We start from the raw sequence: 26,994 nt of genomic DNA on the forward strand, positions 1-26,994 counted from the left end.
CGTGGACACCTCTTCTCCACAGGGGACCGGGATGCTCAGGACGCCGGCGCCAGCCCGGTCCCGAGCATCGCCTCGGCGCGTTTCACCAGGTAGTACCAGGCGGTCTCGCTGTGCTCGGTCACCTCACCGATCGACATCTCGGGATTGTCGAACGGCTGGGTCTGCAACTTGAGCAGATAGCCGGTACGCGGGTCGAAGCCCCACCAGATGCTGCCGGCCGCCTGGTAGTCCGGGGTCTGTTCCAGGGCGTTCCAGACCAGGGTGACCGCCGGATAGTCCCGGGCGGTCACCACCGGGCCGTAGTCGGTGTAGGCGGCGGCGGTCCGCTCGGCGCGGCACTGGACGGAACCCAACTGCCGCAGATACTCCTCGACGGCGGCCCGCTGCCCGGCCGGTACGTGTGACACCTGCACCTGAGCGCTGATCAGGTCACTGGCCCCACCCAGATAGAGGTAGCCGGTGCCGTGCGGGGTCGAACTCCAGCCCAGTTGCCACTCCGGGTCACCCGGGCAGCCCCGGAACGGGCCGAACGGGGCGAACTGGCTCTCCTGCGTCACCACGAAGTCGGTCGGGCCGGTGCCGGTGACGAAGTTGCCGTCACCGGGGCGGGGTACCACCTCAGCCAACCGGTCCAGCGGCGGATCGGTGACGGTCAGCCGCACCGACCGTCGGCCGCTGTCGCCGGTGAATGCCTGCCGGGCCAGCTCCACCGTCCCGGAGAGCAGTTCCCGGATCGCCCCGGAGTTGCGCCAGACGGCGAGCACCGCGTCGAAGCGTCGCTTCAGCAGGCCGCTCAGGCTGTTGCTGATCCCGTTGAAGATCCCCTCGACGTAGGTCTCCGCTGGCTTCTCCATGAACTTGAGCACGAAGTCGACGAACGGCTCGGCGCACCGCAGCACGCCCTCGTAGTAGGCGTTCGCGGCCGACAACACCCAGCCGGTGAGGTCGGCACCGTTCGGGTTGCCGACGATCCGACCCAGCTTGATGCTCTCGGTCAGGATGCACTCTGCGGCCTGCAGGTACTTCTCGGACTGCCGCCACAGCTGCAGCGCCCTGCTGTCCGGGCTCAGCGGCAGCAGCAGTTGCAGCAGCAGGCCGGAGGCGTCCAGCAGAACGTGTCCGTAGTCCAGCCGAGCGCTGAGGGTGACCGTACCGGATTCGGGCAGCTTCGCCGGGTCGAGCCGGAAGGTGACCCGGGTGCCGGAGCTGAGCACCACGGCGGTATCGCCCATCAGCGTCCGGACGTCCTCGACGAGCGCCGTGTAGATGTTGTCCCGGCCGGTCGGCCCGGTGTCGGAGTCGGGCGCCGACTCGACCGTCAACGCCGGCGGGAACTCCAGCAGCAGCGGGTAGCCGACGGTGTTGCCGACGCTGAACTGGTACGTGCCGTCCCGGTCCGGGTGGAACCTGGCGCAGGTGTCCATGCCCGGGATGAATGCGCCCAGGTCGACCCGGACCGGCAGGGCCTGGTAGCGGCACTCCAGCGGCGGCGGTACGGACAGGATTCCGGCGACGCCACGTGCGTACCGGTTGGCGTTGATCTCCCGTTGCAGCACCAGCGCCGCCTGCGCGGCGGTCTCCTCCTGGTCCCAGGCGGCGACGACCCAGTAGGAGAAGTGCCGGGTCTGGGTGCTGATGGTGCCGGCGTCGGCGTCGATGTCGCCACCGAGCGGCAGCCACTGCTCCCAGTCGGCGACGTAGGTGGCAATGAACATGTCGTCGACCGGTGCGTCCGGCGGGTAGTCGAACGTGATGGTGGCGGCGCCGGTGAGCTCGCCGCCGTCGAGTTCGACCCGCGCGACGTCGCCGAGCGGGGTGATCATGCCCTGCGACGGGAACGCCGGCGGGTCGTCGGCCACCCCGACCCGCAGGCTGGCGCCCCGGCCGGCGACGGCCGAGCCGTCCACCCGTACGGAGATCCCGGCGTCCGGGTCACTCGCGGTCAGCGGCGGACCGTCACGGTCGAGCACCACGAGGGTGACGGTGACGGCCAGGGCGAGGACGACGACCACGACGGCCGAGACGGTCACGAGGCTGCGGCGGCTCATGATCACGCAGTCTCGCCAGCTGCCGACGGCCGGACAACCACCCCCGGGGCCGGCATGTCCGGCCGACCGGCCGGCTCGGCGGGACTATCGTCAACCCGCCACGATCGTCCGGGTCACCAGGTCAGCCCTTGGTCGCGCCGATGGTCAGACCGCCGATCAGCTGGCGCTCGGCGACCGCGTAGAAGGCCAGCGCCGGCACCATCGCCAGCACCACGTACGCCAGCACCTTGGCGCTGTCGTCGGCGTACTGACCCTGGAACTCCTGCACGCCGACCGGGATGGTCCACCAGTTCGGGTCGTTGAACACCACCAGCGGGAGCATGAAGTTGTTCCAGCTGGCGACGATGGCCAGCACCGAGACGGTGGCGATCGCCGGCCGGGCCATCGGCAGCAGGACCCGCCAGAAGAAGCCGAACGGCGTACAGCCGTCCAGGATCGCCGCCTCCTCCAGCTCGGCCGGGATGGCCCGGAAGAACGACCGCAGGATGATGATCGTCACCGGCAGGCCGAAGGCCGCCTGCGGCAGGATCACCCCGAGCGGGTTGTCCAGCAGCCCCATCGTGCGCAGCAGGATGAACAGCGGCAGAATCGCCACCGCGAACGGGAACATCAGCCCGATGGTGAAGAACAGGAACACCAGTTCCCGGCCACGGAAGGCGTAGCGGGCGAAGATGAACGACGCCAGCGCCGCGACCGCGACGACGAGTACGGCGGTACTGACCGCGATCAGGGTGCTGTTGAACAGCTGCCGCCAGAAGGAGTCCGAGCCGAGGATCTCCAGGTAGTTGGCCGGAATCCACGGCGCCGGCAGGCCGAACGGGTTGGTGGACAGCTGGGAGTTGTCCTTGAACCCGCCGAGCACAGCGAAGACGATCGGGACGATGATCAGCAGCCCGACGAGGGCCGAGACGGCATGCAGCGACAGGTCCCGCAGGGTCCGGCGGCGGCGGCCGGCCACGGCGGCGCTGGTGGCCCGACCCGCCGGGGCGGCCGGAGGACGTGCCGATCTGCTCATCTGCGGCCCCGCATGGTGGTGATGGCTCCTTCGAGGTCGCGGCGCAGGACGAAGCGCTGGTAGAGCACCGCGAAGAGCAGACTGATCAGGAACATGGCGATGCTGATCGCGCTGGCGTAGCCGACCTCGAAGCGACGGAAGCCGTACTGGAACATGGTCACCGCCATCGTCTCCGAGGCGTTCAGCGGACCACCGCCGGTCAGCACCCAGACCAGGTCGAACAGCTGGATGGTGCCGATCACCGCCAGGAACAGCGATATCCGGATCGTCGGGGCGAGCAGCGGCAGCGTGATGTGGCGGAAGGTCTGCCAGCCGCCGGCACCGTCGGTCGCCGCGGCCTCGTGCAGTTCGGCCGGGATGTTCTGCCGCCCGGCCAGCAGCAGGATCATGTGGAAGCCGAAGTACTTCCAGGTCATCACCAGGAAGACCGAATAGAGCACGGTGGACGGGTCGGAGAGCCAGGTCGAGCTCAGCGCCTCCAGGCCCACCAGACCGAGCAGGTGGTTGGCCAGCCCTCGGTTCGGGGAGAAGACCATGGTGAACAGGACCGCCGTGATGACCTCGGACAACACGTACGGTGCGAAGAACAGTGTCCGGTACACCGCCCGGCCGCGCAGCCTCTGGTTGAGCAGCAGCGCCAGCCCGAGGGCCAGTGGCAGCTGGACGGTCACCGACAGCACCAGCAGCAGCGACCCTCGCCGCAGGTCGCCGAGGAAGACCGGGTCGGCCAGCAGCCGGATGAAGTTGTCCAGACCGATGAAGTCCGTCGGCACGCCGCCGAATCCGTTCCACCGGAAGAAGCTGGTGTAGCCGGCCACCAGGATCGGGACGACCACCAGCAGGGCGAACAACACCAGCGCGGGCAGCAGGAACGCGACGATGGTGATCCGGTCGCTGATCCGACGGCGACGCAGGGCGCGGTCGACGCCCGGGGGTGGCGGCCGGCCCGGGGCGCGCGACGGGCCGGCTACGGTGGACACGATCGACATCGCCTCAGCGCTGCGCCACGGTGGTGACCGCCTCGGCCACCTGTGTCGGGGACATCTGCCCGGCGATCAGCTCGGCGACCCGGTCGTTGACCTCCTGGCCGACCGCCGGGGCGTAGGCCTGGTCCAGGTAGAGCTGGAAGCCGGTCGCCGCAGCGAGGGTCTCGGCGACCAGCGCGAGGTTCGGGTCGGTGATGGCGTCCTCGGCACCGATGGTCACCGGCAGGAACGCACCCGTGGCGACCGCCCGACGCTGGTTGTCGACCTGGCTGATGAACTCCAGGAACCGCAGCGCGTCGTCGGGTGCGTCCCGGCCGACGGCGAAACCGCCACCACCGCCGAACGCGTCCGACGCCGAACCCGCGCCGCCGTCGACCGCCGGGAACGGGAAGAAGCCCAGATCCTCGCCGATGCCGCCCTCGACACCGGACGCCTCCTCCTGGACCGCCGGCGCCCACTGCCCCATCAGCTCCATCGCCGCCTGGCCGTTGCCCATCGCGGCGGCCTGGCCGTCGGGATCACCGTACGACGCGCCCAGGAAGCCCTGTTGGAACGGCTCGAGGGCGACCAGTTCGGCCAGCCGTTCGCCGGCGCCGATGAACGCCGGGGTGGTGAAGTCGTTGTCCTGCGCCGCCTGGTCGAGCGCGTCGAGGCCGCCGATGCGCATCGCCAGGTAGGCCCAGTAGTAGTGGCCCGGCCACTTCTCGCCCCCGGCCAGCGCGATCGGAGTGATCCCGGCGGACTTGAGCGCGCGCACGACGTCCAGGTACTCGGCCCAGGTCTGCGGCGGCGCGTCCACTCCGGCGTCGGCGAACAGCGCCTTGTTGTACCAGAAGCCGACCATGCCGATGTCGAACGGAACGCCGTACAGTCGGCCGTCGACCTCGTACGGCAGGGTCGACGCCGGGGCGAGAATGTCCCGCCAGGGTGCGACGGCGTCGGTGATGTCCTTGCACAGTCCTGCTTCGACCTGCTGGCGCAGCACCCCGCCGCCCCAGGTGTGGTACAGGTCCGGTGGGTTGCCGGCCTGGGTGACGGTGGTCAGGCGGGCCTTGAACGCCTCGTTCTCCAACGGCGTGACGGTGATCGTGACGCCGGTGTTCTGCGCCTGGAACTCCTCGGCCATCGCCGCCCAGACCGGCAGCATCGGGTCGGTGTTCTGGATGTGCCACCAGTCGAAGCCGGGACCGCCGTCACCGTCGTCGCCGCCGCAGGCACCGAGCGCGAGCACGCCGGCGCCGAGGCCGGCCAGGCCCAGCAACGACCGGCGGGACAGGTGGATCGGACTCGCCATGCGCCGTCCCCTCACATGGGCGGGCGCGTCGCGGAGGACACGCACCGCCGTCGGATACCAAATACGATCGATCGTGGTCACCGAGAATTTTCGCCGCTAGATCGACATCTAGCAATGGCTGCGGTCACGCTACGACGGCATCACGCCAGGGTCAAGACCGAAATCCCGCTGCCATGAGCAGGAATCAATGCCTCCCGCAACGCCGATCCTGGTGGCATACTTTCCGGAAAACTATCGAAATGGCGCCGCAGCTCGAGCCCGGAGGACCACTCATGCCGACCGACACGACCGAAGTAGCCACCTCGGCCCGGGTCATCACCAATCCCGTGCTGCGCGGGTTCTACCCTGACCCGTCGGTGCTGCGCGTCGGCGACGACTACTACCTCGCCACCTCGACGTTCGAGTGGTACCCCGGCGTTACCCTGCACCACTCGCGGGACCTCGTGCACTGGCGCCCGATCGGCGGGGTGCTCACCGAACGCCGACTACTGGACCTGACCGGAGCGGGCGACTCCTGCGGTGTCTGGGCGCCCGACCTGACGTACGCACACGGGCTGTTCCACCTCGTCTACAGTGATGTGTCCAGCTTCGCCAGCGGCTACTGGGACCCGCAGAACTACCTGATCACCGCGCCGTCGATCGACGGACCCTGGTCCGACCCGGTGCGGCTGCACGCCCACGGGTTCGACGCCTCGCTGTTCCACGACGACGACGGCAGCACCTGGCTGCTGGCGATGACCGCCGACTGGCGGCCCGGCCGGGACCGCTTCGGCGGCATCGAGATCCAGCGCTACGACCGGGAAACCCAGCGACTAGTCGGCGCGCCGACCACCATCTTCACCGGTACGTCGGCCGGGCTCACCGAGGGACCGCACGTCTACCGGCACGACGGCTGGTACTACCTGGTCACCGCCGAAGGCGGCACCAGCTGGGAGCATCGGGTCACCGTCGCCCGGTCCCGGTCGTTGCACGGGCCCTACGAAGCCGACCCGCAGGGTGCGATGCTCACCTCGGTCGGGCGTCCCGAGCTGCCTCTGCAGAAGGCCGGGCACGGCAGTCTGGTGCGCACGCCGGGCGGCGAGTGGTACCTCGCCTACCTGGTCGCCCGGCCGTACACCCCGCTCGGTCGCTGCGTCCTCGGCCGGGAGACCGCCATCGCGCGGGTCGACTGGTCCGCCGACGGCTGGCCACGGGTCGCCGGGCAGCTCCCGGCCGAGCAGGTCCCCGCCCCCGACCTGCCGGCACACCCCTGGCCCGCCGAGCCGGAGACCGACCACTTCGACAGCCCGCAGCTCGGTCCACGCTGGGCCACGTTGCGCCGGCCGGCTACGCCGGACTGGCTCGACCTGACCAGCCGCCCGTCGCACCTGCGCGTCGTCGGTGGCCAGTCACCGGTCGGTCGACAGCGCCCCAGCCTGGTGGCCCGCCGGGTGGGCGCGTCGCGCTGCGTGTTCGACACCGTCGTCGAGTTCCGCGCGGACACCCCGCGCCAGCTGGCCGGGGTCACCGGCTACTACAACACCGAGAACTGGCACTACGCGTACATCACCCGTACCGACGACGGACGCCAGGAGTTGCAGCTGCTCAGCTGTGACAGCGGGCGCCGCCGGGCCTACCCGCAGGTCAGCGTCGACGTCACCGACGTCGACCGGCTCGGCCTGCGGGTGGTGTTCGACGGCCCGGTGCTGCGGTTCGGCTACCACCGCGGCGACCAGTGGCGGGAGATTCCGGTGGAGCTCGACGCGACGATCCTGTCCGACGAGTACGCCGCCCGGATGACCGACGGCGAGCCGGAGGCGTGGGGGTTCACCGGCGCGTTCGTCGGCCTCTGGGTGCAGGACATCGGCAACGACGGCGGCTACGCCGACTTCGACCACGCCAGCTACCGGGAGCAGTGAGCCCGGCCGCACGGCCGGGCACCGCCCGACACAGCCGCCGCCTCAGCGGGCCCCACCGTTGACGTACAGTGTCTGTCCGCTGACGTAGGACGCGTCGTCACTGGCGAGGAAGGCGATGACCGCCGCGATCTCCGCTGGCTGACCGACCCGGCGCAACGGTGTCTGCTCGGCCACCTGTCGGCGGTGCTCCTCGGGGTCCACGCCGATGCGGTCGGCGACCGCCGCGGTCATCGCCGTGGCCACGTAGCCGGGGGCGACGGCGTTCACGTTGATGTTGTACGGCCCCAGCTCGATCGCCAGGGTCGCGGTGAGACCCTGCACCCCGGCCTTCGCCGCCGCGTAGTTGACCTGGCCACGGTTGCCCAGCGCGGACCGGCTGCTCAGGTTGACGATCTTGCCGTACCGGGCCGGGACCATGTGCCGCTGCGCCGCCCGGCAGCAGTGGAACATGCTCGACAGGTTGGTCCGCAGCACGGCGTCCCAGTCGTCGACCGGCATCTTGAACAGCATGTTGTCCCGGGTGATCCCGGCGTTGTTGACCAGGATGTCGATCCGACCATGGTCGGCCGCCAAGCGGTCGATCATGGCGTCGACGGCCACCGGGTCGGTCACGTCGCAGCCGACAGCGACCGCCGCACCACCAGCGGCGACGATCTCGTCGACCACCGGCTGGGCCCGCTGTGCGCTCAGGTCGACCAGCACCACGGTGGCACCCTCGTCGGCCAACCGCGTGGCGGTGGCGGCCCCGATCCCCTGGGCGGCTCCGGTGACCACGGCGACCCGGCCGGTGAACCTGTCCATCGAGCGACTCCTTCGGCGCACGTCGGTACCGGCGGGAGAACGCGCCGGCGCAGACCGTCGTAGTCGGCGCCGACCGATGTGCCGGCGCAGACCATTGTGCCGGTGCCGGCGGGCGCTCAGGGAGTGGGATCCCGGGCGTCGTAACGGGCGAACCCCGGCTGGTAGCGGGCCAGCGCCACCAGCACCAGCAGACAGGCCGTGCCACCGGCGATCGCGGCCAGCGCCTCCCCGGTCAGTTGCGCGGTCGTGCCCAGCACCAGCTGGCCCAGTTGCGGGCCACCGGCGACCACCACGATGAAGACCCCCTGCAGCCGGCCGCGCAGGGCGTCCGGCGTCGCCGCCTGCAGGATCGTCATCCGGAACACGGAACTGACCGCATCGGCCGCGCCCGCCAGCACCAGCACCGCCACCGCGAGCCAAAGTGACGAACCCGCGCCGCCGCCGGGTACCGGGCCGGGCGACGCGGCGACGACCAGTCCGAACGCGACGATCGTCGCACCCCAGGCCGCCACCGACAGCAGCACCGCCAGACCCTGCCGACGGACCGCGCCCAGCGGACCGGAGAACAGGTTGGCCGTGACGGTACCGGCAGCGATGGCGGCGCTGAGCAGACCGACGGTGGTCGCCCCGCCGCCCAGCGCGGTCGCCCCGATCGCCGGGAACAGCACCCGTGGCATGGCGAACACCATCGCGGCCAGGTCGACCAGAAACGTCATCCGTACGTTGGGTCGGGTGCCGAGGAATCGCAGGCCCTCCCAGACCGACGCCAACCCGGCCCGGCGGACCTCACCCTCCGGCGGCACCGGCGGCAACGCCACCAGGGTCGCCAACGCCACCGCCACCAACGCCACTTCGACGGCGTACGTCGCCGAGTAGCCCCACCAGCCGACCAGGGCCCCGGCGACCAGCGGACCGACCGTGTACGACAGGCCCATCGACAGGCCGGTGAGGGCGTTCGCCGCCGGCAGCAGGCCGACCGGCAGCAGCCGGGGCACGATCGCCGTACGGGCCGGATTGTTGACCGCGAACAGCGCGTTCTGTACCGCCACCAGGCCGTAGAGCAGTCCGACGCTGCCGACGTCGAACCATGCCTGGGCGGTGAAGCCCACTCCGACCAGCAGCAGGCCGGTCGAGGTGGTCACCACCACCCGACGCCGGTCGTAGGCGTCGACGATCGCACCGCCGTACAGGCCGAACGCCACCAGCGGCACCAGCGCGAACAGCCCCACCAGGCCGACGTTGAAGGTCGAACCGGTGATGTCGTAGATCTGCAGGCTCACCGCGACAGTGGTCAGGCCGGTGCCGATCGCCGACAGCGAGGTGCCGAGCCACATCCGGCGGTACGGGACACTGGACCGCAGCGGACTGAGGTCGATCAGAAGGCGAGGCACGCCCGGCATCATGCCGGTCCAGCTCACGACGGTCGCGGCCGCCTCGGCGGATCGCCGGCGGACCGGGTCAGCCGCCGGCGACCGACGGGATCACCTGCACCTGGGCGCCGTCCGGGACCGGGGTGTCCAGACCGCCACTGTGCCGGTGGTCGGCGCCGTCGACGTAGACGTTGACGTACCGGCGGATCTGGCCCTGCTCGTCGCGGATCCGGCGGGCCAGGCGCGGCCAGCGCTCGGTCACCTCGTCGAGGACCGCGCGCAGGGTGCCGCAGGCCGCTACGGCCAGCCGCGCCTGGCCGTCGCTGTCGGCCCGCAGCGCCCCCGGCAGCAGCAGGGTAACCACTCAGACCACCGCCGCGCGGACGCAGAGCACGTCGGGCAGGGCGGTGGCGACGGCCCGCCACGAGTCGCCCTCGTCCCGGCTGGCGAAGACGTCGCCGCTGCGGGAGCCGAAGTAGACCCCGGCGGTCGGCGCGTCGTCAGTGGTCAACGCGTCCCGCAGCACCACCGGGTAGTAGGGATGCTCCGGCAGGCCCGCCGTCAACGGTTGCCAACTCGCGCCGGCGTCGGCGGACCGGAACACCCGACAGCGGTGGTCGACCGGGAACCGCTGCGCGTCGGCGGTCAACGGGAAGGTGTAGATCACCCCGGACCGGTGCGGGTGTGCGGCGATCGGGAAGCCGAAGTCGCTGGGCAGCCCGTCGGCGATCGACGACCAGGTGGCCCCGGCGTCGTCCGAGCGGTAGACGCCGTGGTGGTTCTGCGCGTACAGCCGGTCCGGGTCGACGGCGTCGCGGGCCACCTTGTGCACGCACTGACCGAACTCGGGCCACTCGTCGGGCAGGAAGTAGGCCCGGATGCCGGTGTTGCCCGGTGCCCAGCTCGCCCCAGCGTCGCCGGTGCGGTAGACACCGCCGGTCGACATGGCGACCAGCACGGTGGCCGGGTCGCGGGGGTCGGGCAGGACCGTGTGGATCGCCTGACCACCGAACCCGGCACCCCACTGGGACCGGTGCGGGTGGTCCCACAGCTGTCGGACCAGCTCGAAGGTGACCCCGCCGTCGGTCGACCGGAACAGCGCCGACGGCTGGCTGCCGGCGTACACCACGTCGGGCTCGGCCGGTGACGCCGGCACCAGCTGCCAGACCCGGTCCAGGGCGGTCGCGGTGTCGGCGGGGAACGCCACCGGCGGCTGCGGAGGCTCCGACCAGGTGCGCCCCAGGTCGTCGCTGACGCTCACGCTCGGCCCGAAATGGGAGTTGGTGACCGAGGCGAGCAGCCGGGGCACCGCCCGACGGGTGTCGACCGCGACGGCGTACACGGCGGTCATCGGCAGGTGCGGGCCGGTCACCTGCCAACTACGCCGGTCGTCGTCGCTGGTGGCGAGGAACAGGCCCTTCGCCGTGCCGACGGCGAGCAGCACTCGCGTACCTGGTGTCCCCATTGATCACCCTCCGGTCGCTGACGCCGACGGCCGTCGTCGGCCCGACCGGAGTATGCCGAACCCGACCGACAGTTTCCGGCCGGCCGATCCGAGCTGGTCAGGCCGGATCGGCCGGGGGCTCAGGCCGGCTCGGCAGGGGTGGCGAAGCCGTACCGCTCGGCGTGGTCGGGATCGGCCGGGTCGATCTGGCGCAGCCCCTCGTCGGCCAACCGCTTGTTGATCTCGTCGAGGTGGTCGCGAACCAGCCGGGCCTCCTCCTCGGTGGTCCGACCACGGTGCGGCTTGCCCGCGTGCTCCAGGGTCGCGTAGTCGATCCGCTCGGCCGACTTGCGGGTGGTCCTGGCCGGCTTGACCCGCTCGGCGGTACGCAGCAACTGGGCCATGGGCACGTCGGTGGCGAGCGAGTCGAACTCGCTGGCGGTCAGCGTCACCCGGCGTGGCTCGCCGTCGCCCTGCCCGTCGTGGATCTCCACCACGGCGACGTCGAGCGCCGCGTCGTCGATGCTGTCCACCTCGTCGGGCCGCGCCTCCAGCCGCACCGGGCCGGCGACCAGGTCCGGGTGCTCCAGCACGACCACCCGTACCACCTCGTCGCCCGGCTCCAGAACTGCACCGCTGAAATCGGAGACGTACACCGTCTTCCTGCCCATGTCGTTACATCTCCCGTCGGTCCGGTGGCCGCCCTGACGCGGTGGGCGGCCCAGCCGGTGAACGAAGCTACCCGACAGGTGTGCGAAGGGCACGGCAGCCGTGCTGCGGGTGTGTCCGGGCCCGCAGGGGTAGACTCGACGCGAGGTCGAGAGGCGCTGCGACGGGCGTGGAGCGCCCGCCACGCTCGGCCGCGATCACGACCCGCCAGCGGGGGCGTGACCAGTGAACAAGGGCGCCTCCGGACTGTACGGAGGTAGCCAGGTGGTCCAGTTGTCACACGTCAGCGACAGTGAGCGGGCGCTCCGGGAGTTGCTCAGCCAGCGGATCGCGGTGCTCGACGGGGCGTGGGGCACCATGCTGCAGGGTGCCCGGCTCACCCCGGAGGACTACCGCGGGGACCGGTTCACCGATCATCCGCGCGACGTCACCGGTGACCCGGACCTGCTGAACCTGACCCGGCCGGACGTGATCCTCGACGTGCACCGGCAGTACCTGGCCGCCGGGGCGGACATCACCACCACCAACACGTTCACCGCGACGAGCATCGCCCAGGCCGACTACGGCCTGGAGGCGTACGTGCCGGAGATGAACCTGCGCGGCGCGCAGCTGGCCCGCCAGGCCGCCGACGAGTTCGGCGGCCGGTTCGTGGCCGGCTCGGTCGGCCCGCTCAACGTCACCCTGTCGCTGTCGCCCCGGGTGGAGGATCCGGCCTACCGGGCGGTCACCTTCGACCAGGTGAAGGCGACGTACGCCGAGCAGATGGTGGCGCTCGCCGAGGGCGGCGTCGACCTGCTGCTGATCGAGACGATCTTCGACACGCTCAATGCCAAGGCGGCGATCGCGGCGGCCCGCGAGGCCGTCCCGCAGCTGCCGCTGTGGATCTCCGTCACCATCGTCGACCTTTCCGGACGGACCCTGTCCGGGCAGACCGTCGAGGCGTTCTGGCGCTCGGTCGAGCACGCCCGGCCGTTGGTCGTCGGGGTGAACTGCTCGCTCGGTGCGGAGGAGATGCGCCCGCACGTCGCCGAGCTGACCCGGCTGGCCGGCACCTTCACCGCCTGCCACCCCAACGCGGGGCTGCCGAACGCCTTCGGCGGATACGACCAGACGCCGACCGAGACCGGCGCGCTGCTGGCGGACTTCGCCGGCGCCGGCATGGTCAACCTCGTCGGCGGCTGCTGCGGCACCACTCCGGAGCACATCGCGCAGATCGCCAAGGCCGTCGCCGGGGCACCGCCCCGGGTCGTGCCGCAGCCGGAGCGGACCAGCCGGTTCAGCGGTCTGGAGCCGTTCGAGATCGGACCGGACACCGGGTTCGTGATGATCGGCGAGCGGACCAACGTGACCGGGTCGGCGAAGTTCCGCCGGCTGATCGAGGCCGGCGACTTCCAGGCCGCCGTGGACGTGGCGCTCGACCAGGTCCGGGGCGGGGCGAACCTGCTCGACGTGAACATGGACGCCGACCTGCTCGACAGTGAGCAGGCGATGGTCACCTTCCTCAACCTGATCGCCACCGAGCCGGAGGTGGCCCGGATCCCGATCATGATCGACAGCTCGCGGTGGAGCGTGCTGGAGGCCGGCCTCAAGTGCGTACAGGGCAAGGCCGTGGTCAACTCGATCAGCCTCAAGGAGGGCGAGGAGGTCTTCCTCGACCAGGCCCGCAAGATCCGCGGGTACGGGGCCGGCGTGGTGGTGATGGCCTTCGACGAGCAGGGCCAGGCCGACACCACGCAGCGCAAGGTCGACATCTGCGCCCGCGCGTACGACCTGCTGACCGGAGAGGCCGGTTTCGACCCGACCGACATCATCTTCGACCCGAACGTGCTGGCCGTCGCCACCGGGATCAGCGAACACAACGGGTACGCCAAGGCGTTCATCGACGCGCTGCCGCTGATCAAGCAGCGCTGCCCGGGTGCCCGCACCAGCGGCGGCATCTCCAACCTGTCGTTCTCGTTCCGGGGCAACGACGTGGTCCGCGAGGCGATGCACTCGGCGTTCCTGCTGCACGCGGTGCGGGCGGGGCTGGACATGGGCATCGTCAACGCCGGCCAGCTCGCCGTCTACCAGGACATCCCGGCCGACCTGCTGGAGCTGGTCGAGGACGTACTGTTCGACCGGCGACCCGACGCCACCGACCGGCTGGTCTCCTTCGCCGGCACGGTATCCGGCTCCGGCACGAAACGCGCCGTGGACTTGTCCTGGCGCGACGCGCCGGTCGCCGCCCGGCTGTCGCACGCTCTGGTCCACGGCATCGTCGACTTCATCGAGTCCGACACCGAGGAGGCCCGCCAACAGGCGGCCCGGCCGCTCGACGTGATCGAGGGGCCGTTGATGGACGGTATGAAGGTCGTCGGCGACCTGTTCGGCTCCGGCAAGATGTTCCTGCCGCAGGTGGTCAAGAGCGCCCGGGTGATGAAGCGGTCGGTCGCCTACCTGGAGCCGTACCTGGAGGCGGAGAAGGAGCAGGCCCGCCAGGACGCCACCGCCGCCGGCACCGAGTTCGACCCCAGCGGTGAGCGCGGGCCGGGCACGGTGGTGCTGGCCACCGTCAAGGGCGACGTGCACGACATCGGCAAGAACATCGTCGGGGTGGTGCTGGGCTGCAACAACTATCGGGTGATCGACCTCGGGGTGATGGTGCCGGCCGCGAAGATCCTGGACACCGCGATCGCCGAGAACGCCGATGCGATCGGGCTGTCCGGGCTGATCACCCCGTCGCTGGACGAGATGGTCACCGTCGCCGGTGAGATGCAGCGCCGAGGGCTGAAGCTGCCGCTGCTGATCGGCGGGGCCACCACGTCCCGTCAGCACACGGCGGTCCGCATCGCGCCGGCCTACGAGGGCGTCACCGTGCACGTCCTCGACGCTTCCCGGGTCGTCGGGGTGGTCTCCGACCTGCTCAGCGCCGACCGGGCGGAGCAGTTCGACACGGACAACCGGGCCGAGCAGGAGCGGCTGCGCGAGCAGCACACCAACCGGCGCCAGCCGCTGCTCACGCTGGCCCAGGCAAGGGCCAACCGGGAGACGGTCTCCTTCACCGACCTGCCGGTGCCGGCGTTCACCGGGGTGCGCTACGTCGAGCCCACCCTCGACGAGCTCCGGCCGATGATCGACTGGCAGTTCCTCTTCCTGGCCTGGGAGCTCAAGGGCAAGTACCCGGCGATCCTGGAGCAGCCGGTGGCCCGGGAGTTGTTCGACGACGCCAACACGATGCTCGATCAGATCATCGCCGACGGCTCGTTGCGGGCGCACGGCGCGTACGGGTTCTGGCCGGCCCACTCCGACGGTGACGACCTGGTGCTCGCCGCCGACTCCGGCCAGTCGGTACGGCTGCCGATGCTGCGCCAGCAGACCACCAAGCCGGCCGGCAGGCCCAACCGGTGCCTCGCCGACTACGTGGCGCCGGCCGGTGACCATCTCGGCGGCTTCGCGGTCGCCGTACACGGCGCGGAGGAGCTGGCCGCCGGTTACGAGGCCGCCCAGGACGACTACCGGGCGATCATGGTGAAGGCGCTGGCCGACCGGTTGGCCGAGGCGTTCGCCGAACACCTGCACCTGCGGGCCCGGCGGGACTGGTACGAGCCGGACGCCGACCCGGACGTGGCGGATCTGCACGCCGAACGGTTCCGGGGCATCCGCCCGGCGCTCGGTTACCCGGCCAGCCCCGACCACAGCGAGAAGTGGCAGCTGTTCGACCTGTTGGACGCCGGTCGGGCCGGGATCGCGTTGACCGAGTCGGGGGCGATGACCCCGGCGGCGGCCGTCAGCGGGCTGCTGTTCGCCCACCCGGCGTCGCGCTACTTCACGGTAGGACGCATCGGCCGGGACCAGGCCGAGGACTACGCCACCCGGCGGGGTGTGCCGCTGGCCGAGGTGGAGCGCTGGTTGCGACCGAATCTCGGGTACGAGACCGACTGAGCCTGCACCGGCCGCACTCTCGACGGCCGGCACCGGACGCAGAGCCGGTCGGGGTGTCCGCGACCCGTCGTCGCGGACACCCCGACCGGGATCGCCGGTGGCTGGGGAGGGTCAGCGCGACGCGGCGATGTCGGCGCAGTCCGACTCGTCGGGCAGCAGCGGCCGCAGGGTGACGGTCCACCGCTTGCCGTCGGAGGTCCACGGGGTGGCGGTGGTGGCATCCTCCGCCAGCGTCCGCAGCTTCTCCAGCTCGGCGCCGGTGACCGTCACGCAGCCGAGCTCCAGGTTCGGCGACAGCGCCGTACCGGGCAGTTGCGGGCCGGGCCAGGCCACCTCCGGCTGGCTGGCGTCGACCGATTCGTCGACCGCCACCCACGGCTCGGCGACGGCGGCGATCGCCTCCGCGACGTACGGCGCGGAATCCTCCGCCGAGCCGCCGATCGTGCCCGGCAGGTCGGTCAGCGAGTCGGCGAACGCCCGCAGCTTCTCCCGGGCCGAGACCTGCTCGTCGGTCAGCCCCGACTGGCCGGCGTCGGCGGCCTCGGCCAGCGCGTAGACCTCCAACTGCTCGACGCCGTCGGCGGTCTGCACGGTGAACCGGGTGGACGCGGCGTCGGCCACCGGCGGAGTGCCGAGGTCCGACACGGTCCCGACGCCAGCGGCCAGCGCCTGCTTGACCAGGTCGTCGACCTGCTCGGCGCTGATCGTCTGGACCTGCAGGTTGGGCATCGCCGGCCCGGGATAGACCAGGATCGTGGGACCCTGGGTGATCACCCGGCCGTCCGCGTACACACTGATCATCGGCAGCCGGGTCGCCAGCATCGCCGGGGTGGTGAACCCGCCGGTGTAGTCCACCCGCAGCACCAGCGCGTCGCCGGACAGCGCCGAGCCGCCAGCGGCGGCGTCCTCGGCGGCGTCGGCCCCGCCCGTCTGGGCGCATGCGGTGGTCAGCAGCAACAGGGAGGCGGCGGTCGCCGCCACCCGTACGCCTCGATAAATCGTCATGATGGCTGAGACGTGGCTCAATCCCGAACGGTTCCCACCGTCGCGCCGGCCGCCGCGGCAGCCGGTGCGGCCACCACGTGACGGGCGGTGGCCAGGACCATCGCCAGCACCAACGCGGCGGTGCCGGCGATCCCCGCAGCGCTGCCGGCGTACGCCACGAACAGCCGGCGCCGGCTCACCACCTCCAGCGGCGTCGCGGTCACCGGTTCGGTCGACACCAACGCCAGCCCGGCCACGACCAGCAGCGCCAGCCCGGCCGTGACGAGCAGGGTCAACGCGGCCGGGTGCCGGCCGGTGGCGCGCGGCTCGGTACCGGCCGGCCCGGCCAGCGCGAGCACCAGCATCCCGGCCGCCGCCCAGGCCCCCACCACCAGGATCGCCGCCACCGCGTCGCTGGGCCGGTGCCAGCCGGCGGACAACGTCGCCACCCCGGCGGCCGCCGCGTACGTCGCACCGGCCAACGCACCGACGCCCCGTAACGCCGCCGGTAGCACCAGCACCAACGCCACCGCCACCGAGACGGCGACCGTGGTGTGCCCGCTGGGCAGGCTGTTGGCGGCGTACGCGTCGATCGGGTCGACGCCCAGGTCCGGCCGGCCGACCCGGTACTTGAACAGCTGGGTGGTCAGGTTCGACCCGGCGATCACCGCCATCGCCACCACGGCGAGCAGCACCCGGCCGCGCAGCAGGGCGATGAAGCCGATGACCCCGGTCGCCAACGCCAGCGACGCCACCGACACCACGCCGAGGACCGTGCTCGCCGGCCCGTACGCCTCGTCCTGGCCGATCGAGTTGCCGGTCAACGCGATCGTGTCGAGCGACTGCCCCCGCCAGGTCCGGACGAAGGCCCACCAGACGAGCGCGAACGCCACGGTCTGCCCGACGGCCAGCAGAAGGCACCAGGCCGCCAGGAGGGTCGCGCCGCGACTGCGCATGTCGTCACGGTAGCGCCGGGCGGGCGGCACCGCCGGATCAGAACCAACCGGCCAGCCAGTTCCAGGCGCTGACCACCCATTCGGTCTGCCGCAGGTACGCGAATCCGACGACGATCAGGTACGCCCCGGTCACCATGTGCGAGGCACGGGCGCCCCGGCGTACCCGGCCGAACTGGCGCTCCAGCACCACCCGGCCGACCACCCGGCAGAGCGCGAACAGACCGACGCCGACCAGCAGGGTCAGCACGAAGGTGAGCACCGGGCTGCCCAGGTTGCCGCGCGCCGAGATCGCCCAGACCCCCCAGCAGACGAAGGCGAACAGCCCGCCGAGCACGCTCCACTCGCCGCCCCGGCGCAACTGGGCCAGGTGGTGACTCATCGGCGGGCGCGGCTGGCGCACCGGGCCGTCCGCCCAGCCGGGTCCGCCGGCCTCCGGCGGCCAGCCGGTGCCGGTCGGTTCGTGCGGCGCGGTGAACTCGGCGGTGCGGGGCGCGGCCCGGCCGACCTGCGCGACCCCGCGTTGGAACACCCCGGCACCGTCGGCGCCGGGGCCGCCCGCGGCGTCGGCACCGCCCGGCGCACCGGCCGGTAGGGTCGCGGTCTCCCCGTCGACCGCCGTCCGCTGCGGCGGCACCTCGACGGTCCGCTCGGCCCATGGCGTGTGCTGATCCGGCATGTTTCCTCCCCACGGGTGCGGGCGGACCCCCGTACCGCTAGATGCTCCTTTTCGAGAGTAGCGAGCCGACAAATAGGTCGCCGACCCCGCCACCGATCAGCTAGACAGGTGCAGTGACCGACAATTCGCCGCCGGTGCGGGCCGCCGTACCAGCGGATTTCGATCCTGTCCTGGAGCTGCTGCTGGCGGCGTTCCACCAGAATCCGGACCCCGACGTCGTCGACGTGGAGCGCGGCGTCTTCGAGCCCGACCGGTGCCTGGTCGTCACCGACGACGACCGGATCGTCGGCCACGTTGGCGCGTACACCCGGCAGTTGACCGTTCCCGGCAACGTGGTGGCGGCCGCGCACGTGACGATGGTGGTGGTGGCACCGACCCACCGACGGCGTGGGCTGCTCACCCGGCTGATGCACCGTCAGCTGCGCGAGGTCCGCGACGGCGGCGAGGCCGTGGCGGTGCTCTGGGCCAGCGAGGGTCGTATCTATCCCCGGTACGGCTACGGCATGGCGGCGCAGCGCCTCGAACTCGACATCGACCTGCGGGAGACCCGGGTCGTCGGTTCGGGCCCGACCACCGGCCTGCGCACCGGTGACCCAGGCGGGCTGGCATCGGCGCTGGCGGCGGTCTACGACCGGGTCCGGGTCGGTCGGCCCGGCTGGTCGAGCCGCGACGACCGCTGGTGGCGGTACGTGCTGGCCGACACGCCCGCCCGACAGTCCGGGCAGACGGCGCTGCGCGCGGTGGTCCACGACGGGCCGGGTGGGCCGGACGGCTACGCCTTGTGGCGCACGACGAGCGACTGGTCCGGCCGGGGCCCGCAGGCCCGGGTCCAGGTCGTCGAGGCGGTGGCCGACGACCCGACCGCGTACGCCGAGCTGTGGCGGTTCCTGACCGGCATCGACCTGAGCCGCAGTGTCTCGCTGCGGTACGCGGCGACCGACGAACCGCTGCTGCATCTGGTCGACGAGCCCCGGCAGCTCGGCGCGACCCTGGCCGACAGCCTCTGGGTCCGGCTGGTCGACGTCGGCGCGGCACTGGCCGCCCGCCGGTACGCCGCCGGGGTGGACGTGGTCGTCGAGGTCACCGACGGGCTGCTGCCGGACAACGCCGGCCGCTGGCGGCTCACCGGCGACCGGGAGCGGGCCCGCTGCGTACCGAGCACCGAGCCGGCCGATCTGGCATGCGACGTGCGTGATCTCGGCGCGGCGTACCTGGGTGGGGTGTCGCTGCGGGCGCTGGCCGCCGCCGGCCGGGTCCGCGAGCTGCGCCACGGCGCGGTGGCCGAGGCGGCGACCGCGTTCGGTTGGGACCGCGCCCCGGCCGGCATCGAAGTGTTCTGAGCCGCCGGCGGGCGCGGTACGGTCGGCGCATGGCGGACAACGAACGGCGACGGCGACGGCACCGGCACGGCACGCCGACGGAGCCGGGCGCACCGACATCGGACCGGCCCGCACCGACGTCAGGGCGGCCCGCACCGGTGGCGGACCGGCCCACGCCGGCGGCCGCGACGGGCCCCGATCCGGTCCCGGCCCGCCCGCCGGCACCGGGACCCCGGCCGCCCTCCCCCGTACCGCGTGGTCCGGAGCCGGCCGGGCACCGGCCGGAGCCCGGCGGGCACCGGCAGCGCCGGCAGACCATCGGGCGCTCCGGCAGCGGTGGCGGCAGCGGCTACGGCTCCGACGACCGGGACACCGACCGGGGCCTGCGCGGCCTCGTCGGCTCCGGCACGTCGCAGGTCAACCCGGCCACCGCGCTGCGGGCCCGGGACGCCTCACGGCCCGGCGAGGACGACCTCGCCGCCGCCGAGGCGACCCTGACGATCGTCCGCCGGCACTGGGTGCCCCGGGAAGATCTGCCCCGCCGCTGACGACGCGATCCGACGGTCCGGGACACCAGACGCGACCCGAGGGTCCGGGACACCAGCGGTGTCCCGGTGGCGGGCCGCCGATGGCCACCGCTGGCTTGCCGGCGACGCCGTCACGGCAGCGGTGGCAACTCCCGGTCGACCTCGTACGCGGCGACCTGGGAGATCCGGCGGGCGTGCCGGTCGTTGCCGGAGAACCCGGTCGCCAGGAACGCCTCCACCAGGGTGGTCGCCTCGTCGAGGGTGTGCTGACGGGCACCGATCGCGACGATGTTGGCGTCGTTGTGGGTACGCGCCAGCTGCGCGGTCTCCAGGTTCCAGGCCAGGGCCGCCCGGACCCCGGCGACCTTGTTGGCGGCGATCTGCTCGCCGTTGCCGGAACCGCCGATCACCACCCCGAGGCTGCCCGGGTCGGCGACCACCCGGGCGCCTGCGTGCAGGCAGAACGCCGGGTAGTCGTCGTCCGGGTCGAACTCGTGGGGTCCGACGTCGGTCACTTCGTACCCCTGCTTGGCCAGGTGGTTGGCCAGGTGCACCTTCAGCTCGTAGCCGGCGTGGTCGGCTGCCAGGTAGACGCGCATACCCGCAGTCTGTCAGCGCCGGCCGGGCACCGGCACACCCGGGTCAGCCGATTTCGGCCACCACCAGGCCGCCCCGGGCCTTCGGGGTGAACCAGGTGCTCTTGCGGGGCAGCTTCTGCCGGGCCAGGTTCACCGCGACGAAGTCGTCGACGGTCACCGGGGCGATCAGGACAGCCAGTTCGGCGCGGCCCGCGTCCACCTCACCGGTCAGCCAGCCGGCCGGATAGTCACCGCCGACGTAGGTGATCCGCTTGTCACCGGGGTCGAGGCCGAGGACGCCCCGCAGCAGCACCCGCTCGACCAGGGCGTGGTCCAGGTTGTCGACCCGGTCACCGGCGCCGGCCGGCAGGGTCACCGCGTAGCCGCGACCGGCCAGGTAGAGCTGCACGGTGCCGCCGACGGACGGCACCGTCGGCGCACCGTCGACCGCCGTCACCGTGGCGCCGGCGGCCCGCAGCCCGGCCAGCAACTCGTCCGGGGTCGACGGCAACTCGCTGACCAGCCGGTTGTACGGCTGGATGGCGACCGAGGCCGGCGTGGTGACGACCGCCAGGAAGCGGGTCAGCCCGCCGGTCTGGGCGGCGAGACTCCGGTGGTTGCCGTCGGCCACGACGAGTTCCCCGCCACCGGCCAGGGCACAGAGCCGGTCCTGCAGCGGGCCCGGCCCGACCGGCCAGATCGCGTGGGTACGGCCGGCCTGGTCCAGGTCGGTCGCGGCCGGCGCGCCGGCGGCGTCGCAGGCCGCGGCCAGCGCGGTGTGCAGCTCGTCGCCGACGCCGGTCTGCAGCAGCAGCACCGGGGAGAGCAGGTGCCCGACGGCCTCGGCGAGCGCGACCCGTTCGCGGACCTTGGCGATGAACACGTCCTCGTTGCGGATCACCAGGCCCGGTTCGTCGGCGCTGGTCGAGATCTGGTCGGTGTCGACCATCACGAACAGGCCGTACGCGGCCGCGTCGCTGGCCGGCTCGGTGATCCGGTAGAGAACCGCCACCTGGTCGGCCGGGGTATAGCTGCCGTCGGCGCGGGCCCGGGCGAACCGCTGCGCGGCGACCGGCAGGCAGTCGAGGAAGGACTGGCCCAGGCTCTCCGGGGCCCGGTGCGGCATCTCCACCGCCAACGCGCTACGGGGATTCGTCTCGATGATCGCGGTGATCTCGGCGTCGGAGGCGAACTCGTCGTAATTCTGGGCGCCGGTGTCGCCGGTGGTGATCCAGGCGCGGGGAATCGGGTGTGCGACCGTCATGGCGCGGACGCTACCGGCGGTGCCTGCTGTGACGCCCGATACATCCGCCCTGTCCACCCGATGGACAGCGGCCCGGTTCCACCGGGCCGCTGTCCATCGCAGGCGCGGCGGGTGCGGCGGATCATCCCACCGGGGTGGCGCGTCGGTGCCGGCCACCGCCGGACCGGGCGGCCGGCACCACCACCGTCGGGTACGACGACCCGACCGCCATCGGGTACGACGGCGTCACGGCCGCCATCGGGTACGACGGCGCCTGCCCGTACGGGTCGTCCTCGGTCGCCGCGCCCCAGACCCGGGCCGCGATCGCCTCGCGCAGCACGGGCAGATCCCAGTAGTCGGAGTCGATGTCGATGTCGACCAGCATGTTGACCTCCGATGCGTCGGGTGGACCCGGCTACCTGCCGGGCCGGCGGGGTGAACATCCTGGGAAACGACCCGCGTCGCCGACGCGTCACGTGGCGCGTGCAGCGACACGCCGGGGATTTGCCGCCCGTCAGTCGAACGTGGGATCCACGTCCCGAGACCGCTTCAGCTCGTAGAATCCCGGGGTCGCGGCGACCAGCAGGACTCCGTCCCAGAGTCGCCCGGCTGCCTCGCCACGCGGCGTCGGGGTGACCACCGGGCCGAAGAAGGCGACCTGGCCGGTGCCGTCCGGGCCGGGGGCGTGGATCACCGGAGTGCCGACGTCCATGCCGACCGGGGCCATCCCGGCGGCGTGACTGGTCCGCAGCGGCACGTCCCAGGTCGCGTCGGTGGCCGCGGCGGCGAACTCCGGATCCAGGCCGGCGTCGTCGAGCGCTCCGGCGTACAGCTGCTCGTCGATGCTCTCCCGCCGCAGGTGGATCCGCTCGCCCAGCGCGGTGTAGATCGCCCGTACCGCCGCCTGGTCGTGCTTCTCCTGGACCGCGACGGCGACCCGGACCGGTCCCCAGGCCTGGTCCAGCAGTCTGCGGTACTCCTCCGGCAGATCACGCCCCTCGTTGAGCACGGCCAGGCTCATCACCCGGAACCGCACGTCCACCGGCCGGACCTGCTCCACCTCCAGCAACCACCGTGACGTGATCCAGGCCCACGGGCACATCGGGTCGAAGTACATGTCCACGGTCTGACGGTCGGACATCAGACTCCCTCTCTTTTCTCCGGCGGCGTTGGGCCGCCCCGGTCCGGTTTACCTCGCTGGACACCGGTCAACCCACCCCGCGTCCATGATGTGGGCCGGCCTCGCCACCGGCCCATGACGTGAAAGACTTGGCCGAACGGGGCCATTCCCAGCAGGTCCCCGTGCCGTCGACGAAGACGGCAGGACGATTTCGGACGGAGGCACCACGGTGGCTGGAGTGCGCAACCTGACCCAGGTCGAGGCGGCTGAACGTGCCCGCCTGCTCGATGTGACCGGGTATGACATCCACCTGGACCTGTCCGCCGCCGGCAATGCCACGGACAACCGGGTGTTCCGCTCGACGACGACGGTCACGTTCCGCTGCACCGAGCCGGGCGCGAGCACCTTCATCGAAGTGGCGGCCGACCGGCTGCACACCGCGACGCTCAACGGACGCCCGCTCGACGCAGCCGGCTGGTCGGCCGAGACCGGGCTGACCCTGCCGGACCTGGCTGCCGAGAACACGCTGGTCGTCGAGGCCGACTTCGGCTACTCGGCCAGCGGCCAGGGCCTGCACCGCAGCGTCGACCCGGTCGACGGAGAGACGTACCTCTACAGCCAGTTCGAGACCGCCGACGCCCAGCGGGTGTACGCCTGTTTCGACCAGCCCGACCTCAAGAGCGTCTACACCTGGCACGCGGTCGTGCCGGCGCACTGGCGGGTCATCTCGAACATGCCGGTCGCCAGCGAGGAGCCCGCCGGCACCGACGCCAAGACCGTCCACTTCGTCGAGTCGGCGCGGATGAGCACGTACATCACCGCGCTGTGCGCCGGTCCGTACCACGAGGTACGACGCAGCCACGACGGCGTCGACCTGGGCTACTTCTGCCGGGCCAGCATGGCCGACCACCTCGACGTAGACGACCTGCACCTGATCACCGCGCAGGGCTTCGACTTCTTCCAGACCCAGTTCGGGGTCCGGTACCCGCTGCCCAAGTACGACCAGATCTGGGTGCCGGACTTCAACGCCGGCGCGATGGAGAACTTCGGTGCGGTCACCCACGCCGAGGCGCACTACCTCTTCCGCTCCCAGGTCACCGACTTCGAGTACGAGCAGCGGGCCAACACCGTGCTGCACGAGCTGGCCCACATGTGGTTCGGCAACCTGGTCACCATGCGCTGGTGGAACGATCTGTGGCTCAACGAGTCGTTCGCCGAGTGGGCCAGCCACTGGTGCAACTCGGAGGCGACCCGGTTCACCGACGCCTGGACCACGTTCCTGTCGGTCCGCAAGAACTGGGGCTACCGGCAGGACCAGCTCTCCTCCACCCACCCGGTCTACTGCGAGATGCCGGACCTGGAGGCGGTCGAGGTCAACTTCGACGGCATCACGTACGCCAAAGGCGCCAGCGTGCTCAAGCAGCTCGTCGCGTACGTGGGTCTGGAATCGTTCCTGGCCGGCCTGCGCAGCTACTTCCAGCGGCACGCCTGGGGCAACGCCACCTTCGACGACCTGCTCACCGAGCTGGAGACCGCCTCCGGTCGGGAGCTGCGCAAGTTCGCCGCCCAGTGGCTGGAGACCGCCCAGGTCAACACGTTGCGGCCGGAGCTGGCGGTCGGTGCCGACGGCACCTACCAGCAGGTGACGGTGCTGCAGGAGGCCCCCACCGGGTACCCGACGCTGCGTACCCACCGGATCGGGGTCGGCCTCTACGACCTGGTCGACGGGCGGCTGGTGCGCCGGCACCGGGCCGAGGTCGACATCAGCGGCGAGCGGACCGCGCTGCCCGAGCTGGTCGGGCAGCGTGCCGCCGACGTGCTGCTGCTCAACGACGACGACCTGAGTTACACGAAGCTGCGACTCGACCCGGACTCGATGTCCAACGTGGTGCAGCACATCAGCGCGTTCGATTCGTCGCTGGCGCGGGCGCTGTGCTGGGCGGCGGCCTGGGACATGGTGCGCGACGGCGAACTCGCCGCCCGCGACTACGTCGCCCTCGTCCTCGCCGGGCTGCCCACCGAGACCGACATCAACCTGGTGACCGCGACCCTGCGGCAGGCGACCAGCACGCTGACGTTCTACGCCGAGCCGGGCTGGGCGCCGCAGGGTTGGGCCGACCTGGCCCGTACCGCCCGGACGGCGTTGCGGGCCGCCGAGCCGGGCAGCGGTTTCCAGCTGGCCTGGGCGCGGAGTTTCGCCACCGCGGCCCGCTCCGACGACGACCTGGCGGTGCTGCGTGGCTGGCTCGACGGCGCTGACGTGGTACCGGGGCTGACCATCGACACCGAGTTGCGCTGGACGGTGCTGCAGTCGTTGGCCGCCAACGGTGCCGCCACCGGCGAACAGATCGACGCCGAGCTGGCCCGGGACCGTACCGCCAGCGGCGAGCGGGAGGCCGCACTGGCCCGCGCCCTGTTGCCGGACGCCGCCAACAAGGCTGCCGTCTGGGCCCAGCTGACCGGACCCGACAGCCTGCCGAACTGGCAGCACCGGGCGTTGCTGCAGGGCTTCCAGCACCCGACGCAGGTGGAGCTGACCGCGCCGTACCGGCAGAAGTACTTCGAGGTGGCCGGCCGGATCTGGGCGACCCGCGACAGCGAGCCGGCGCAGGAGTTCGTCATGCTCGCCTACCCGGCGTACCTGGTCTCGCAGGAGACGGTCGACGCGACCGACGAATGGCTGGCCGGCGAGGGACACCCGGCACCGCTGCGCCGGCTGGTCGCCGAGGGCCGCGACGGCGTGGTCCGGGCGTTGACCGCGCGGGCCACCGACACGGCCGCCGCCGGCTGAGCGACTCAGCCGCCGCCGGCTGACCGGCTCGGCGTACCGGCCGCCATCGAGGTGAGGCTGAGACACCCTTCGACGCAGTTGTCAGGTTTCTCAGCCTCACCCAATCTTCGAGGTGAACCTCTTCGGCCGACCGGGTGCTCGACCGGATGACGACCTCCGACCTGCGCAGGCACTACCCGGCCAGGACCCGTGGCCGGACGAGGGCGGCACCCGCTTCGGCACGCGGGACGGGAGGGCTCAGCCGCAGCGGGTGATCCGGGACGGTTCGCCGGACGGGGCCGCCGGGCAGGGCCGACGCTGAGGGCATGCGTGCCATCCAACTCACCGCGCCCGGCACTCTCGAACTGGTCGAGGTGCCCACCCCGACGCCCGGTCCGGGCGAGGTGCTGCTGGCCATGGCGGCCGTCGGTGCCTGCCACTCGGACCTGCACATCCTCGACGCGCCCGCCGGGGTCTTCCCCACCCCGATGACCCTCGGCCACGAGATCGCCGGCCGGGTCGCCCAGCTCGGCCCAGGGGTGAGCGGATGGTCCGACGGGGAGGCCGTGGCGGTGTACGGAATCCTCGGCTGCGGGCGCTGCCGGGCCTGCCTGCGCGGACGGGAGAACCAGTGCCGCACCGTACCGGTCGGCGGCATCGGCCTCAGCCGCGACGGCGGGCTCGCCGACCACGTGGTGGTGCCGGCGGACCGGTTGCTGCCGCTGGGCGGGCTGGACCCGGTGCAGGCGGCACCACTGACCGACGCCGGACTCACCCCGTACCACGCGATCTCGCTGAGCCGGGACGCGCTGCGGCCCGGCACCTGCTGTGTGGTGATCGGCATCGGTGGTCTCGGTCACATGGCCGTGCAGATCCTGGCGGCGACCACCGCCACGACGATCATCGCGGTGGACACCAGCGACGCCGCGCTGCGGCTGGCCAAACGGATGGGCGCGCACCACACCGTGCAGGCCGGGCCGGCGGCGGTCGAGCAGATCCGCGAACTGACCGGTCCAGCGCCGGACGGCGCCGAGGTGGTCCTCGACTTCGTCTGCGTCGACGCCACCCTGGCGACGGCCCGTCAGGTGGTCTCCACCGGCGGGCAGCTCACACTGGTCGGCCTCGGCGGCGGTACGTTACCGATGACGCCGACCGCAGAGGGACCGCCACCGGTGCCGCTGGAGACCGGCGCGGTCATCCCGTTCTGGGGCACCCGGGCCGAGCTGGCCGAGGTGATCGCACTCGCCCGGCAGGGCCTGCTCCGCGCCGAGGTGCAGACGTTCCCGCTGAGCGAGACGGTGCAGGCGTACCAGCAGTTGCGCGACGGTCAGATCCACGGTCGGGCCGTGCTGGTCCCCTGACCAGCACGGGCGAA

22 protein-coding genes are annotated in these 26,994 nt (G+C 71.9%); 6 read left to right on the forward strand and 16 right to left on the reverse strand.

The window, feature by feature from the left end:
• Positions 1-35 precede the first annotated feature (35 nt).
• The 4 genes from O7623_RS12795 to O7623_RS12810 all read right to left on the reverse strand — a co-directional run bounded on the left by O7623_RS12795 (position 36) and on the right by O7623_RS12810 (position 5,343).
• Entirely contained in the window at positions 36-2,048 is a 2,013-nt protein-coding gene (locus tag O7623_RS12795; protein ID WP_282228842.1) for a hypothetical protein, read from the reverse strand.
• 121 nt (positions 2,049-2,169) lie between these two features.
• Complete coding sequence (locus tag O7623_RS12800; RefSeq protein ID WP_282228843.1) at positions 2,170-3,063, reverse strand: carbohydrate ABC transporter permease; 894 nt, start codon at positions 3,061-3,063, stop codon at positions 2,170-2,172.
• Positions 3,060-4,052, reverse strand: a complete 993-nt coding sequence (locus O7623_RS12805) for a sugar ABC transporter permease (protein WP_282228844.1) — start codon at positions 4,050-4,052, stop codon at positions 3,060-3,062. The genes O7623_RS12800 and O7623_RS12805 overlap by 4 nt, the downstream gene beginning before the upstream one ends.
• Before the next feature lie 4 nt (positions 4,053-4,056).
• A complete protein-coding gene (locus O7623_RS12810; RefSeq protein ID WP_282228845.1) occupies positions 4,057-5,343 on the reverse strand; it encodes an extracellular solute-binding protein in 1,287 nt (428 codons plus the stop codon).
• A gap of 272 nt (positions 5,344-5,615) precedes the next feature.
• On the opposite strand from O7623_RS12810, the gene O7623_RS12815 reads away from it, so the two are divergent.
• On the forward strand, positions 5,616-7,241 hold the full coding sequence (locus tag O7623_RS12815) for a glycoside hydrolase family 43 protein (protein WP_282228846.1): 1,626 nt from the start codon (positions 5,616-5,618) through the stop codon (positions 7,239-7,241).
• Between the two features lie 42 nt (positions 7,242-7,283).
• On the opposite strand, the gene fabG is transcribed toward O7623_RS12815, so the two are convergent.
• The 5 genes from fabG to O7623_RS12840 all read right to left on the reverse strand — a co-directional run bounded on the left by fabG (position 7,284) and on the right by O7623_RS12840 (position 11,527).
• Positions 7,284-8,042, reverse strand: coding sequence for a 3-oxoacyl-ACP reductase FabG (gene fabG, locus O7623_RS12820; RefSeq protein WP_282228847.1), 759 nt, complete (start codon positions 8,040-8,042; stop codon positions 7,284-7,286).
• A 116-nt stretch (positions 8,043-8,158) separates the two neighbouring features.
• Positions 8,159-9,433: an MFS transporter gene (locus O7623_RS12825; RefSeq protein WP_282228848.1), complete on the reverse strand. Its 1,275-nt coding sequence runs from the start codon at positions 9,431-9,433 to the stop codon at positions 8,159-8,161.
• 67 nt (positions 9,434-9,500) lie between these two features.
• Entirely contained in the window at positions 9,501-9,776 is a 276-nt protein-coding gene (locus O7623_RS12830) for a MoaD/ThiS family protein (RefSeq protein ID WP_282228849.1), read from the reverse strand.
• Positions 9,777-10,877: an exo-alpha-sialidase gene (locus tag O7623_RS12835; protein WP_282228850.1), complete on the reverse strand. Its 1,101-nt coding sequence runs from the start codon at positions 10,875-10,877 to the stop codon at positions 9,777-9,779.
• Positions 10,878-10,996: 119 nt separating this feature from the next.
• A complete protein-coding gene (locus O7623_RS12840; protein WP_282228851.1) occupies positions 10,997-11,527 on the reverse strand; it encodes a hypothetical protein in 531 nt (176 codons plus the stop codon).
• 262 nt (positions 11,528-11,789) lie between these two features.
• Here O7623_RS12840 and metH point away from each other — a divergent pair, with 262 nt between their 5' ends.
• Entirely contained in the window at positions 11,790-15,446 is a 3,657-nt protein-coding gene (gene metH, locus O7623_RS12845; protein ID WP_282228852.1) for a methionine synthase, read from the forward strand.
• A gap of 111 nt (positions 15,447-15,557) precedes the next feature.
• Here metH and O7623_RS12850 read toward each other — a convergent pair whose 3' ends face one another.
• From O7623_RS12850 to O7623_RS12860, 3 genes are read right to left on the reverse strand one after another with little or no spacing between them, the layout of a single operon-like run.
• Complete coding sequence (locus O7623_RS12850; protein WP_282228853.1) at positions 15,558-16,451, reverse strand: hypothetical protein; 894 nt, start codon at positions 16,449-16,451, stop codon at positions 15,558-15,560.
• Between the two features lie 17 nt (positions 16,452-16,468).
• The gene (locus O7623_RS12855; RefSeq protein WP_282228854.1) at positions 16,469-17,386 is read right to left on the reverse strand and encodes a phosphatase PAP2 family protein; all 918 of its coding nucleotides are present in this window, start codon (positions 17,384-17,386) and stop codon (positions 16,469-16,471) included.
• Positions 17,387-17,423: 37 nt separating this feature from the next.
• Positions 17,424-18,062: a hypothetical protein gene (locus tag O7623_RS12860; protein WP_282228855.1), complete on the reverse strand. Its 639-nt coding sequence runs from the start codon at positions 18,060-18,062 to the stop codon at positions 17,424-17,426.
• A gap of 113 nt (positions 18,063-18,175) precedes the next feature.
• On the opposite strand from O7623_RS12860, the gene O7623_RS12865 reads away from it, so the two are divergent.
• Both O7623_RS12865 and O7623_RS12870 read left to right on the forward strand, forming a co-directional pair.
• Positions 18,176-19,402, forward strand: a complete 1,227-nt coding sequence (locus tag O7623_RS12865) for a GNAT family N-acetyltransferase (protein WP_282228856.1) — start codon at positions 18,176-18,178, stop codon at positions 19,400-19,402.
• 137 nt (positions 19,403-19,539) lie between these two features.
• Positions 19,540-19,929: a hypothetical protein gene (locus O7623_RS12870; protein WP_348775159.1), complete on the forward strand. Its 390-nt coding sequence runs from the start codon at positions 19,540-19,542 to the stop codon at positions 19,927-19,929.
• Between the two features lie 110 nt (positions 19,930-20,039).
• On the opposite strand, the gene O7623_RS12875 is transcribed toward O7623_RS12870, so the two are convergent.
• The 4 genes from O7623_RS12875 to O7623_RS12890 all read right to left on the reverse strand — a co-directional run bounded on the left by O7623_RS12875 (position 20,040) and on the right by O7623_RS12890 (position 22,870).
• Entirely contained in the window at positions 20,040-20,507 is a 468-nt protein-coding gene (locus O7623_RS12875) for a ribose-5-phosphate isomerase (RefSeq protein ID WP_282228858.1), read from the reverse strand.
• A 43-nt stretch (positions 20,508-20,550) separates the two neighbouring features.
• Complete coding sequence (locus O7623_RS12880) at positions 20,551-21,750, reverse strand: DUF1015 family protein (RefSeq protein ID WP_282228859.1); 1,200 nt, start codon at positions 21,748-21,750, stop codon at positions 20,551-20,553.
• 121 nt (positions 21,751-21,871) lie between these two features.
• Entirely contained in the window at positions 21,872-22,114 is a 243-nt protein-coding gene (locus O7623_RS12885) for a hypothetical protein (RefSeq protein ID WP_282228860.1), read from the reverse strand.
• Positions 22,115-22,243: 129 nt separating this feature from the next.
• Positions 22,244-22,870 carry a DsbA family protein gene (locus O7623_RS12890; protein WP_282228861.1) on the reverse strand — a complete coding sequence of 209 codons (627 nt, stop codon included), beginning with the start codon at positions 22,868-22,870 and terminating at the stop codon, positions 22,244-22,246.
• A 217-nt stretch (positions 22,871-23,087) separates the two neighbouring features.
• Between O7623_RS12890 and pepN the strand changes: the two genes are divergently transcribed.
• Together pepN and O7623_RS12900 are read left to right on the forward strand one after the other, a co-directional pair.
• Positions 23,088-25,640 (forward strand): aminopeptidase N, encoded by a 2,553-nt coding sequence (gene pepN, locus O7623_RS12895; RefSeq protein ID WP_282229394.1) that lies wholly within the window; start codon positions 23,088-23,090, stop codon positions 25,638-25,640.
• Between the two features lie 305 nt (positions 25,641-25,945).
• Positions 25,946-26,980, forward strand: coding sequence for an NAD(P)-dependent alcohol dehydrogenase (locus O7623_RS12900; protein WP_282228862.1), 1,035 nt, complete (start codon positions 25,946-25,948; stop codon positions 26,978-26,980).
• Positions 26,981-26,994 lie beyond the last annotated feature (14 nt).

Origin of the sequence: Solwaraspora sp. WMMD791 (assembly GCF_029581195.1) — a bacterium.
Lineage (GTDB): Bacteria > Actinomycetota > Actinomycetes > Mycobacteriales > Micromonosporaceae > Micromonospora_E.